General features: G+C 62.7%; 9 protein-coding genes. 6 read left to right on the top strand and 3 right to left on the bottom strand.

Going from position 1 to position 11,788, the window contains the following annotated elements; all coding sequences use genetic code 11:
* The first annotated feature begins 14 nt into the window (after positions 1–14).
* From purT to KHU30_RS16515, 5 genes are all read left to right on the top strand, one after another.
* Entirely contained in the window at positions 15–1,226 is a 1,212-nt protein-coding gene (purT, locus tag KHU30_RS16535; protein WP_211443723.1) for a formate-dependent phosphoribosylglycinamide formyltransferase, read from the top strand.
* A gap of 107 nt (positions 1,227–1,333) precedes the next feature.
* Positions 1,334–2,944 carry an L-aspartate oxidase gene (gene nadB / locus KHU30_RS16530; protein ID WP_211443722.1) on the top strand — a complete coding sequence of 537 codons (1,611 nt, stop codon included), beginning with the start codon at positions 1,334–1,336 and terminating at the stop codon, positions 2,942–2,944.
* A 106-nt stretch (positions 2,945–3,050) separates the two neighbouring features.
* Positions 3,051–4,283 carry an MFS transporter gene (locus KHU30_RS16525; protein ID WP_211443721.1) on the top strand — a complete coding sequence of 411 codons (1,233 nt, stop codon included), beginning with the start codon at positions 3,051–3,053 and terminating at the stop codon, positions 4,281–4,283.
* 82 nt (positions 4,284–4,365) lie between these two features.
* Complete coding sequence (locus KHU30_RS16520; protein ID WP_211443720.1) at positions 4,366–5,670, top strand: MFS transporter; 1,305 nt, start codon at positions 4,366–4,368, stop codon at positions 5,668–5,670.
* Positions 5,671–5,752: 82 nt separating this feature from the next.
* A complete protein-coding gene (locus KHU30_RS16515; RefSeq protein WP_230427443.1) occupies positions 5,753–7,012 on the top strand; it encodes a M20/M25/M40 family metallo-hydrolase in 1,260 nt (419 codons plus the stop codon).
* An 87-nt stretch (positions 7,013–7,099) separates the two neighbouring features.
* Here KHU30_RS16515 and nadC read toward each other — a convergent pair whose 3' ends face one another.
* Together nadC and nadA are read right to left on the bottom strand one after the other, a co-directional pair.
* The gene (nadC, locus tag KHU30_RS16510) at positions 7,100–7,990 is read right to left on the bottom strand and encodes a carboxylating nicotinate-nucleotide diphosphorylase (protein ID WP_211443719.1); all 891 of its coding nucleotides are present in this window, start codon (positions 7,988–7,990) and stop codon (positions 7,100–7,102) included.
* On the bottom strand, positions 7,987–9,138 hold the full coding sequence (gene nadA, locus KHU30_RS16505; RefSeq protein WP_211443901.1) for a quinolinate synthase NadA: 1,152 nt from the start codon (positions 9,136–9,138) through the stop codon (positions 7,987–7,989). Before nadA ends, nadC begins: the two co-directional genes overlap by 4 nt.
* 286 nt (positions 9,139–9,424) lie before the next feature.
* Here nadA and KHU30_RS16500 point away from each other — a divergent pair, with 286 nt between their 5' ends.
* Positions 9,425–9,997, top strand: coding sequence for a hypothetical protein (locus tag KHU30_RS16500; protein ID WP_211443718.1), 573 nt, complete (start codon positions 9,425–9,427; stop codon positions 9,995–9,997).
* 105 nt (positions 9,998–10,102) lie between these two features.
* Here the strand turns inward: KHU30_RS16500 and KHU30_RS16495 are convergent, their stop codons facing one another.
* Entirely contained in the window at positions 10,103–11,704 is a 1,602-nt protein-coding gene (locus tag KHU30_RS16495; RefSeq protein ID WP_211443717.1) for an ABC-F family ATPase, read from the bottom strand.
* Positions 11,705–11,788 lie beyond the last annotated feature (84 nt).

Raw genomic sequence — 11,788 nt, 5'->3', positions numbered from 1 at the left:
TCCTCTTTTCCAATATGAAGACACCAACCAGAATCGGCACCCCGCTTTCCCCTTCCGCCACCAAAGTCATGCTGCTGGGCTCCGGCGAGCTCGGCAAGGAAGTCATCATCTCGCTGCAGCGCCTGGGCGTTGAAGTGATTGCCGTCGACCGTTACCCGAACGCGCCTGGCCACCAGGTTGCCCATCGCTCGCACGTCATCAACATGGCCGACGGCGCCGCGCTGGAAGCGCTGATCGCGCAGGAACAGCCGGACCTGGTCGTGCCGGAAATCGAAGCCATCGCCACCGAGACCCTGGTCGCTCTGGAAGTCGCCGGCAAGGTCACGGTGATTCCTACCGCGCGCGCCGCCTGGCTCACCATGAACCGCGAAGGCATCCGCCGCCTGGCCGGCGAGACGCTGGCGCTGGCGACTTCGCCCTACCGTTTCGCCAACAACCTGGATGAGCTGAAGACAGCCTGCGCGGCCATCGGTTTTCCGTGCGTGATCAAGCCAGTGATGTCGTCGTCCGGCAAAGGGCAGTCGAAGATCGACAGCGCCGATGAAGTGGAAGCCGCCTGGGCCTATGCCGCCGCCGGCGGCCGGGTCGATGCCGGCCGCGTGATCGTCGAAGGATTCATCGATTTCGATTATGAAATCACCTTGCTGACAGTCCGCGCACTGCAGCAGGACGGCAGCGTCGCCACCCATTTCTGCGAGCCGATCGGCCACGTCCAGGTGCAGGGCGACTATGTCGAATCCTGGCAGCCGCACCCGATGCATCCGGAAGCGCTGCTCAAGGCGCGCGACATCGCCAGGAAGGTCACCGACAACCTTGGCGGCCTCGGCCTGTTCGGGGTTGAACTGTTCGTCAAGAACGACATGGTCTGGTTCTCCGAAGTCAGCCCGCGTCCGCACGACACCGGCATGGTCACCATGGCCAGCCAGCAGCAGAGCGAGTTCGAGCTGCACGCCAAGGCAATCCTCGGCCTGCCGGTCAACGTCGCCCTGCGCAGCCCGGCGGCATCGGCAGTCATTTACGGCCAGCACGACGCCAAGGGCATTGCCTTCGAAGGCGTGGCCGATGCGCTGCGCGTGCCGGGCGCGGATATCCGCCTGTTCGGCAAGCCGGAGTCTTTTGCGCGTCGGCGCATGGGCGTCGCCCTGGCCAGCGCGGACGACGTCGAGACCGCGCGCATCCGCGCCAAGCAGGCGGCGGCCAAGGTCAAGCCGGTGAGCGCCGGATAAAAACGCAGCAGGCAGCACCGCAGTAAAGGATAGGCAACAGATAGAGACATCGCCCCAAGCTTCCGCGCGGGGCGATACCCGATGAAAACAATAACCAACAATTCGCCATGAAATTCGATGTCGCCATTATCGGCAGCGGCCTAGCCGGCCTGTCAGTCGCCCTGCACCTTGCCGAAACCAGCAAGGTCGCGGTCATTTCCAAACGCGCGCTGCTGGACGGCGCCAGCAACTGGGCCCAGGGCGGCATCGCCGCCGTGCTCGACTCCGGCGACAGCCACGAGGAACACATCAACGACACGCTGGTGGCAGGCGCCGGCCTGTGCGATGAAAGCGCGACCCGCTTCATTGTCGAAAACGGCAAGGCCGCGATCGAATGGCTGATCGAACAAGGCGTGCCGTTCACGCCCGACGCCAGCGCCGAAATGGGTTTCCACCTGACGCGCGAAGGCGGCCACAGCCAGCGCCGCATCATCCACGCCGCCGACGCCACCGGCCATGCGGTGCAGGTGACGCTGGAACAGAAAGTACGCGCGCATCCCAACATCACGCTGCTGGAAGATCATTACGCGATCGACCTGATCACTTCCAAGAAAGTGGCCACCGGCGCAGACGGCAAGAATGCGCCGCGCTGCCTCGGCCTGTACGCCAAGAATGTCAAGACCGGCAAGGTGCTGACCCTGGCCGCCAGCCACACGGTGCTGGCCACCGGCGGCGCCGGCAAGGTCTACCTGTACACCACCAATCCCGACAGCGCCACCGGCGACGGCATCGCCATGGCCTGGCGCGCCGGCTGCCGGGTCGCCAACATGGAATTCATCCAGTTCCATCCGACCTGCCTGTACCACCCTTACGCCAAGTCCTTCCTGATCACGGAAGCGATACGCGGCGAAGGCGGCGTGCTGAAGCTGCCGGATACCGAAGGCGACGACGCCGGCCTGCGTTTCATGCCGGCCCACGACGAACGGGCCGAACTGGCGCCGCGCGACGTGGTGGCGCGGGCGATCGACTTTGAAATGAAAAAACGCGGCCTCGACCATGTCGACCTCGACATCACCCACAAGTCGCCTGAATTCCTGAAAGAGCATTTTCCCACCATCTACGCGCGCTGCCTGGAGCTGGGCATCGACATCACCAAACAGGCGATCCCGGTGGTGCCCGCAGTGCACTTCACCTGCGGCGGCATCGTCACCGATTTGAGCGGCCGCACCGACCTGCCCGGCTTGTATGCGGTCGGCGAGACCGCCTATACCGGCCTGCACGGCGCCAACCGCCTGGCCAGCAATTCGCTGCTGGAATGCGTGGTGATCGGCCGCGCCACCGCCAAATTCATCGCGCAGCAGGAAAAACCGGCAGCCGTTTCGCTGCCGGCCTGGGATGAAAGCCGCGTCACCGACGCCGACGAGGAGGTCGTGATCTCCCACAACTGGGACGAGCTGCGCCGCTTCATGTGGAATTACGTCGGCATCGTGCGCACCAACAAGCGCCTGGAACGGGCCCAGCACCGCATCCGCCTGCTCAAGGAAGAGATCGATGAGTATTACGCCCACTTCCGCATCAGCCGCGATTTGCTGGAGCTGCGCAACCTGGTGCAGGTGGCGTCGCTGATCGTTGAAAGCGCCTTGTCGCGCCATGAGAGCCGCGGCTTGCATTACAGCCAGGACTATCCGGAAACGCTGGCCAAGGCCTTGCCCACCGTGCTGACGCCGCAACGCCGCTAGATCAGGCATCAATCGGCTCGCATGCGAATTGCGCGCCAGGAAACGGAGTGTCGGCTGCCGGCATCGGCACTACACTTCCGTTACCTCAGAAAACCGTAAGAAATTCATGACTTCAAAACTTCCCCAGGCCCTTCCCAATTCGCTGGTCGCCCTTACCCGGTCCAACCTGGCGGCGCAATCAGCCGAGCAGCTGAGCCTGGCGGCCACGCCCATCATGGCGGTGCTGCTGCTGGGCGCTGGCCCGGGCGAGATCGGCACCCTGGCCGCCGTGCAATCCTTGCCATTCCTTCTGCTGTCGATACCCTTCGGCCTGCTGGCCGACCGCACCTCGCGCAAGCGCTTGATGGTAATCGCCGAGGCGCTGCGCATGCTGGCCTTGCTTGGCGTGCTGGCGGCGCTGCTGTTCGACCATCTGTCGATACCGTTGCTGGCGGTGCTCGGTTTCATCGGCGCGGTCGGCACCGTCGGCTTCAGCGTCGCCGCGCCGGCCATCGTACCGGCGCTGGTGGAGCGCGAGCATTTGGCGAAAGCCAACGGCCGCCTGGAGCTGGCCCGCAGCGCCGCCTTCGCCGCCGGCCCCGCCCTGGGCGGCGCGCTGACCTCATGGGCCGGGGCCTCGACCGCGTTCGTGCTGGCGGCCATGCTGTCCGGCTCTGCCGTGGTGCTGTTGCTGCAGCTGCGCGAACCGCAGCGCGCAGCCGCGGCGCCGCGTCATCCATTGCTCGAGCTGCGCGACGGCGCGCACATGGTCTGGCGCGACAATCTGCTGCGGCCGATCCTGCTCACTGCCGTGGCCTGGAACATTTCCTGGTTCGTGCTGCAGGCCGCTTATGTCCCCTACGCGGTGCGCAAGCTCGGCCTGAGCGCCGGCGAAGTGGGCTTGACGCTAGGCGCCTATGGCGTCGGCATGATGCTGGGCGCCCTGCTGACGCAGCGGATCGTAGCAAGGCTGCCGTTCGGCCGTGCGATCCAGCTCGGCCCGGCTGTCTCGGTACTGGCGGCGCTCACCATGGTGGCGACGCTGGCCGTGCCCAGCGGCGTGCTGGCGGCGCTGTCTTTCTTCCTGTTCGGCGTCGGCCCGATCATCTGGGTGATCACCTCGACCACGCTGCGCCAGACTGTCACGCCTGGCGCCATGCTGGGGCGGGTGTCAGCCATTTTCCTGACCGTCAATACCGGCGCCCGGCCGATCGGCGCCGCACTCGGCGGCCTGGTTGGCGCCCGCTGGGGCGAAGCGGCCTGCCTGGTGCTGGCGCTGGCCGGGTTCATGGTGCAGGCCTGGATCATCTACGATTCTGAAGTGCGGGTACTGCAACGGCTGCCGGCGCCGGCGGGATGAATCAGACAGGCGGCGGCCGCAGCTGTGTCGTTTTCCGCTCATCTCAGCTATGCTTAGGGCGAGACCGTCATAAGGAAAAACGATGAATACTGTGTCGCAGAAAATCGCATCCGCCGCCCCGGCAGCCAATAGCGCAAGACGTGTGATCTTTGCCAGCTTCATCGGCACCGCCATCGAATTCTACGATTTCTATGTGTATGCAACCGCCGCCGCGCTAGTCATCGGCCCGGTATTTTTCCCGCACGACTCGCCGACGGCGCAAGCACTGTCGGCCTTCGTCACCTTCGGCATCGCCTTCATCGCGCGCCCGGTCGGCGCCTTTTTGTTTGGCCACTTCGGCGATCGCATCGGCCGTAAATCGACGCTGGTGCTCTCACTGCTGGTGATGGGGGCCGCCACCACGCTGATCGGTTTCCTGCCAGGCTACGCGTCGATCGGCGCGCTGGCGCCTGCCCTGCTGTGCGTGCTGCGCTTTGCGCAAGGCATAGGCCTGGGCGGCGAATGGGGCGGCGCGGCGCTGCTGGCGACCGAGTATGCCCCTGCCGGCAAGCGCGGCAGGTACGGCATGTTCCCGCAGCTCGGCCCTTCGGTCGGCTTCCTGATGGCGAACGGCCTGTTCCTCGCCCTGGCCTTGAGCTTGTCGGATGAACAGTTCAAAAGCTGGGGCTGGCGCATCCCTTTCATTGTCAGCGCGGTGCTGGTCGTTCTGGGCCTGTATGTGCGGCTGAAGATCGCTGAAACGCCGGTGTTTGCCGCCGCGCTGGAGAAACGCGAGCGCGTGAAAGTGCCGGCCGTCACTCTGTTTCAGCACCACTGGCGTCCGGTGATGCTGGGCTCGGTGGCCATGATTGTCTGCTACACCTTGTTCTATATCGCGACCGTATTCTCGCTGTCCTACGGCGTCGGCACCCTGCACATCCCGCGCCAGGAATTCCTCGCGCTGCTGTGCCTGGCAGTCGTGTTCATGGCTTTGGCGACGCCTTTGTCGGCGCTGGCCAGCGACCGCTTCGGCCGGCGTCCGGTGCTGATCGCCGGCACCGTCGCAGCCATCGCGGCGGGCTTTACCATGCAGCCGCTCTTCGGCAGCGGCAATACGGCGGCGATCGCGCTGTTCCTGATCATTTTCCTGTTCCTGATGGGCGTCACCTTCGCGCCCATGGGCGCCTTGCTGCCGGAACTGTTTCCCACCAGCGTACGTTATACCGGCGCCGGGGTGTCGTATAACATCGGCGGCATCCTCGGCGCATCGGTTGCGCCCTATATCGCGCAACTGCTGGCGCAGCGCGGCGGCCTTGCCTATGTCGGCGCTTATGTGTCGGTGGCTGCGGCGCTCAGCCTGGCGGCGGTGCTGTGCATGCGCGAGACACGCCACGACAGCCTGCAATAATCCCAGGAAGACAAGTGCAGGATCTCATTCAAACTAACGGAGACAGAAGTTGAAACAGCCATCCTTTTCCCTGAAAAAAAACCTGCTGGCCGCCCTGTTTTTGCCGGCGCTGGCATTGAGCGCCAACCTGGCGCTGGCGGCTCCGGTGGCGCCGGCATACGAGCTGGCGCAAAAAGAAAAGCCGGCGATGATGGATACCATGCGCGACCTGGTGAACATCGAATCGGGCAGCGGCGACCTCGAGGGCCTGGCCAAGATCGCCAGCCTGATCCGCGATCGCCTGACACAGCTGGGTGGCAAGGCGGAACTGCTGGATGCGCCTGAAATCTACCGCATGGGCGACACCCCCGCCAAGATCGGACAGATCGTCCACGCCGAATTCAAGGGCACCGGCAAGCGTAAGATCATGCTGATCGCCCACATGGATACGGTCTACCTGCGCGGCATGCTGAAGGACCAGCAATACCGCGTCGACGGCGACAAAGCCTACGGCCTCGGCATTGCCGACGACAAGCAAGGCGTCGCCACCATCCTGCATACCATCGCGATCCTGCAGAAAATCGGCTTCAAGGATTACGACACCCTGACGGTGCTGATCAATGGTGACGAAGAGATCAGCTCGCCCGGCGGCCGCAGCCTGCATACCAAGCTCGGCGCCGAACAGGATGCCGTATTCTCCTACGAAGGCGGCGGGCCGCAAGGCCAGCTGCGGCTGGCGACCAGCGGCATCGCTGCCGCCTATCTGACGGTCGAAGGAAAATCTTCGCACGCCGGCGCCGCGCCGGAAAAAGGCATCAACGCCTTATACGAACTGTCGCACCAGCTGCTGCAGCTGCGCTCCCTGTCGCAGCCCGAGCGCGGCTTGAAACTGAACTGGACCGTGGCCCAGGCCGGCACCAACCGCAACGTGATCCCGGCCAGCGCCAGCGCACAAGCCGATGCCCGCGCCTTGAAGATGAGCGATTTCGACCAGCTGCAGACGCAGCTGCAGGAAGGCGTCAAGAAGCAGCTGATCGCGGACGCCAAGGTCCACATGAAGTTTGAAATGCGGCGGCCGCCGCTGGAAGCCAACGCCGCGTCGCGCGCCGTATCGGCCTACGGCAAGAAGATCTACCAGGAACTCGACCTGCCGATGAACATAGTGGATGTCGCCAGCGGCGGCGGCACCGATGCGGCATTCGCGGGGCTGAAATCGAAAGCCGCGGTGATCGAAGGAATGGGGTTGACGGGCTACGGCGCACACTCGAACGATGCCGAGTATGTTTTGCTGAACAGCATTGTTCCGCGTTTGTATTTATCGACGCGGCTGATCATGGATTTTGCGCAAGGTAAAATCCAATAAGTCAGTCATTTGGCAATTCAGCGCAGCCGAATTGATCGCTGAGATTGCAGGATTGGGCCATGCGCCTGCATGGCCCCGCAATCCGGCTTATTCGACAATGCGCAGCGAATAGTCGGTCGCCCGGATATCCTTGGTCAGGCTGCCTATCGAAATCCGGTCTACGCCGGTTTCCGCAATCGCCTTCACGCTGTCCATGTTGATGCCGCCGGATGCTTCCAGCAGCGCCCTGCCGTCGGTCAGCCTGACCGCGTCGCGCATGGCGTCGAGGCTGAAATTATCGAGCAGGACCGAGGTGGCGCCGGAACTCAGGGCTTCGTCCAGCTGCACCAGGTTTTCCACTTCGACCTGGATCGTGACATCCGCATCCAGGCTCAGCGCCGCCTTCATCGCAGCTGGAATGCCGCCGGCTGCCGCAATATGGTTTTCCTTGATCAGGATGCCGTCGTACAGCGCCAGCCGCTGGTTGTGGCCGCCGCCGACGCGCACAGCGTATTTCTGCGCCAGGCGCAGGCCGGGCATGGTTTTACGGGTATCCAGGATATGCGCGCGGGTATGAGCCACGGCGTTGACGTAAACCCGGGTGGCGCTGGCCACGCCGGAGAACAGCTGCAGGAAATTCAAGGCGCAGCGCTCGGCCGTCAGCAGGACCCGGGCCGGCGCATCGATCAGGCAGACTTCGCTGTCGGCGCTCATCATGTCGCCTTCGGCATAACGCCAGTCGATGCAGATGCGCGCATCGAGCCGCTGCATCACCGCTTCGAACCACGGCGCGCCGCACAGCACGGCGGCTTCGCGCACGATCACGCGCGCCCGCACCATCTGCTGCTCTGGCACCAGCTTGCCGGTCAGGTCGCCGCTGCCGACATCTTCCGCCAGCGCGGCGCTGATATTGCCTTCAAAAGCCGCTTGCAATCCGGCGTCAAACGGCGCGAAACGATTTACTAGATTGCTGACTGAATGATGGGAAGAAGTATTCATGCGGGTCCGATTCCTGAAAACAGTTTTTGTTCTTGCGCCAGATCGCTGGACGGGCGCACATTGGCCTTGCGCTGGGCGGCGAAGTCAAGCATGCGGTCGATGCAGACCACCGCCTTGCGGCCGGTCTCGGCATCGACATGGATCTCATTGCTGCCCGATTCGAGCACGTCGGCCAGGTTCTGCAGGCCGTTCATCGCCATCCACGGGCAGTGCGCGCAGCTCTTGCAGGTGGCGCTGTTGCCGGCGGTAGGCGCATCGATGAAGCGCTTGCCCGGCGCCGCCATTTTCATCTTGTGCAGGATGCCGTTGTCGGTGGCGACGATGAACTCGTCGGCATCCAGCGTCTGGGCTGCTGCGATCAGCTGCGTCGTGGAGCCGACCACATCGGCTTGCGCCACCACCGCTGCCGGCGATTCCGGATGCACCAGGATCTTGGCGCGCGGATGCTGCTGGCGCAGCAATTCCAGCTCCACGCCCTTGAACTCGTCATGCACCAGGCAGGAGCCCTGCCACAGCAGCATGTCGGCGCCGGTCTGCTTCTGGATGTAGCCGCCCAGGTGCCTGTCGGGCGCCCACAAGATCTTCTTGCCTTGCGCATGCAGGTGGGCGACGATGTCGAGACCGATGGAAGACGTCACCATCCAGTCGGCGCGCGCCTTGACGGCGGCGCTGGTGTTGGCGTAGACCACCACGGTGCGGTCTGGATGCTGATCGCAGAACGCCGCAAACTCGTCTGCGGGGCAGCCGAGGTCGAGCGAACAGGTGGCATCCAGGTCGGGCATCAGCACGCGCTTGTGCGGGCTCAGGATTTTCGAGGTTTCGCCCATGAACTTGACGCCGGCCACCACCAGCGTCTTGGCCGGGTGATCGCGGCCGAAACGCGCCATTTCCAGCGAATCCGACACGCAGCCACCTGTTTCTTCTGCCAGGTCCTGTAAATCGGCATCGACGTAATAATGGGCGACCAGCACCGCCTGCTGTTCTTTCAGCAAGCGTTTGATGCGCTCCTTGAGCGCTGTTTTCTGTTCTGCCGTAGGAGTTTCGGGGACGCGGGCCCAGGCGTGCGCTGTGCCGCAGGTAACTGAGCTGCTGCCTAGCGCCATGTGCGGCCGCTCGAATTCTACGGTTTTGATGGTTTGGGGTTGCATAGTGATGGTGGCTGCGGATGAGATGGAAGAGATCGACATGTGCTGCAGTAAAACGTCATGATACGACAGAAGCCGCAGCAAGATATTTTGCGGTAATTTATTCGCGTGGAAATTGGGAGGAGAATTCTACCGCTGTCTCTGGAAGATTGCCTCAACATTACCTTATTGCAACTTTGAGTGAACTGCCGTACTATTATTTCACAATTGTCAGAGAAGATTGTCACAGAAATATGGCTTGTGCGGCTTCGGACATATTTCGGACGTATTAGAAAAACACAGGGACATTATGATTATTTTCGACAAGACGGAGCGCGGCCGTACAGAAATAGCAACCCGCGGCCAGACTGTTGCGCCGCGCTTGCGCACGCTGCTGTTGCTGGTGGATGGCAAGACCGGCAGCGACGAACTGCTGAGGAAGGTGGCCGGCCTGGGACTGGGCCAGGAACACCTCGACGAGTTGCTGCAGGCCGGCCTGATCCAGGCTGGCGGCGACGATGGCGCCGCCGCGGTCCCGGCTGCGCCAACAGCGGCAGCCCCGGCCGCGGTTCCCACGGCTCCCGCTCCCGCCAAGAGCATCGCCCCCGCGGCCCCTATCCCGCTTGAGCAGATACTCCCTCCCGGGCAAACCCAGTTTGAAGCGATCTATCATTTCTATAACGACACCATCAAGAGCATGATCGGCCTGCGCGGCTACGGCTTGCAACTGAAGGTGGAACGCGCCAGCAGCGTGCAAGACTTCCGCGAACTGCGCCAGGCGTACCTGGAGGCAGTGCTCAAGGCCAAGGGCGAGGAAATCGCGCGCAGCCTGCGCGGCCGCCTGGATCAGTTGCTGTACCTGGGCGAACGGCCGCAGATATAACGCAGATATAAAAATCCGCTGCAATAAAAAAAGCGCGGCGGAAAATATCCGCCACGCTTTTTTTTGCATCAGGGCGCAACGCTTGCCGCCCTTGATCCAGGAGATTTATTCAATACCCTGGCTGCTCAGGTAATCCTCGTAGGAACCCTGGAAGTCCACTACTTCGTTTTCCTTGACTTCCAATACCCGCGTCGCCAGCGATGAAACGAATTCGCGGTCGTGCGAGACGAAAATCAGCGTGCCGGCATATTTTTCCAGCGCGATGTTCAGGGATTCGATCGATTCCATGTCCATGTGGTTGGTCGGCTCGTCCAGCAGCAGCACATTGTGGCGGCCCAGCATCAGCTTGCCGTACATCATGCGGCCCTTCTCGCCGCCCGACAGCACCTTCACCGATTTCTTGACGTCGTCGCCACTGAACAGCAGACGGCCCAGGCTGGAACGCACCGCCTGGTCGTCGTCGCCTTCCTGGGTCCATTGGCCCATCCAGTCGGTCAGCGTCTTGTCGGTGGCAAAGTCTTCGGTCGGATCCTGCGGCATGTAGCCGACATTGGCGTTTTCCGCCCATTTGACCATGCCGCTGTCGGCATCCAGGCCAGCGATATCATGGCCGCCGATGCTGCGCAACAGCGTGGTCTTGCCCGCGCCGTTGGCGCCGATGATGGCGATTTTTTCGCCGGCTTCCACCATGATGCTGAAATTCTTGAACAGCGGACGGTCATAGGCCTTGCTGATGCCTTGCACTTCCACCGCCAGCCGGTGCAGCTTTTTCTCGCCGTCGAAACGCACGAACGGGTTGGCGCGGCTGGAAGGCTTGACATCCTCGACCTTGATTTTCTCGATCTGCTTGGCGCGCGATGTCGCCTGGCGCGCCTTCGATTTGTTGGCCGAGAAGCGGCGCACGAAATCCTGCAGCTCGGCGACCTTGTCCTTGGCCTTGGCATTGACCGACAACTGCTGCGCGCGGGCTTGCGAGGAAGCCAGCATGTAGTCGTCGTAGTTGCCCGGATAGACCTTCAGGGTGCCGTAATCCATGTCCGCCATGTGGGTGCACACCTGGTTCAGGAAGTGGCGATCATGGGAAATGATGATCATGGTGGAATTGCGCTGGTTCAGCACGTCCTCCAGCCAGCGGATGGTGTTGATGTCGAGGTTGTTGGTCGGCTCGTCCAGCAACAGGATGTCCGGATTGGAAAACAGCGCCTGCGCCAGCAGCACGCGCAGCTTCCAGCCGGGAGCAACGCTGCTCATCGGGCCCTGGTGCTGTTCGATCGCCACGCCCACGCCCAGCAGCAGTTCGCCGGCGCGCGCTTCCGCGGTATAGCCGTCGTATTCGGCAAACTTGGCTTCCAGGTCGGCCGCCTTCATGTAATCGTCGTCGGTGGCCTCCGGATTGGCGTAGATCGCGTCGCGCTCTGCCATCGCCGCCCACATTTCAGTGTGGCCCATCATGACCACATCCAGCACGCGCATCTCTTCAAACGCAAACTGGTCCTGGCGCAATTTACCCAGGCGTTCGTTCTGGTCCAGCATCACGTTGCCGGCCGACGACTCCAGGTCGCCGCCCAGGATCTTCATGAAGGTGGACTTGCCGCAGCCGTTGGCGCCGATCAGCCCGTAACGGTTGCCATCGCCGAATTTGACGGAAATGTTTTCAAACAGCGGCTTGGGGCCGAACTGCATCGTGATATTTGCGGTGGACAGCATCTAATATGGTTCTTTTCTTAATTGAATCATGGGGTCAGGTAATGTGGCGGCATTATACAGTATCCGCATTTGTGCACCGCATGA

The sequence above is a fragment of the Collimonas humicola genome, from assembly GCF_018304945.1.
In the GTDB taxonomy this organism is placed as follows: domain Bacteria; phylum Pseudomonadota; class Gammaproteobacteria; order Burkholderiales; family Burkholderiaceae_D; genus Collimonas; species Collimonas humicola.
This window is presented reverse-complemented; position numbering and strand designations above follow the sequence as displayed.

Bases quoted from the DNA above. Each gene is read 5' to 3' on its own strand.
- purT (WP_211443723.1), top strand. From the start codon at position 15: ATGAAGACACCAACCAGAATCGGCACCCCGCTTTCCCCTTCCGCCACC.
- nadB (WP_211443722.1), top strand. From the start codon at position 1,334: ATGAAATTCGATGTCGCCATTATCGGCAGCGGCCTAGCCGGCCTGTCA.
- KHU30_RS16525 (WP_211443721.1), top strand. From the start codon at position 3,051: ATGACTTCAAAACTTCCCCAGGCCCTTCCCAATTCGCTGGTCGCCCTT.
- KHU30_RS16520 (WP_211443720.1), top strand. From the start codon at position 4,366: ATGAATACTGTGTCGCAGAAAATCGCATCCGCCGCCCCGGCAGCCAAT.
- nadC (WP_211443719.1), bottom strand. From the start codon at position 7,990: ATGAATACTTCTTCCCATCATTCAGTCAGCAATCTAGTAAATCGTTTC.
- nadA (WP_211443901.1), bottom strand. From the start codon at position 9,138: ATGCAACCCCAAACCATCAAAACCGTAGAATTCGAGCGGCCGCACATG.
- KHU30_RS16500 (WP_211443718.1), top strand. From the start codon at position 9,425: ATGATTATTTTCGACAAGACGGAGCGCGGCCGTACAGAAATAGCAACC.
- KHU30_RS16495 (WP_211443717.1), bottom strand. From the start codon at position 11,704: ATGCTGTCCACCGCAAATATCACGATGCAGTTCGGCCCCAAGCCGCTG.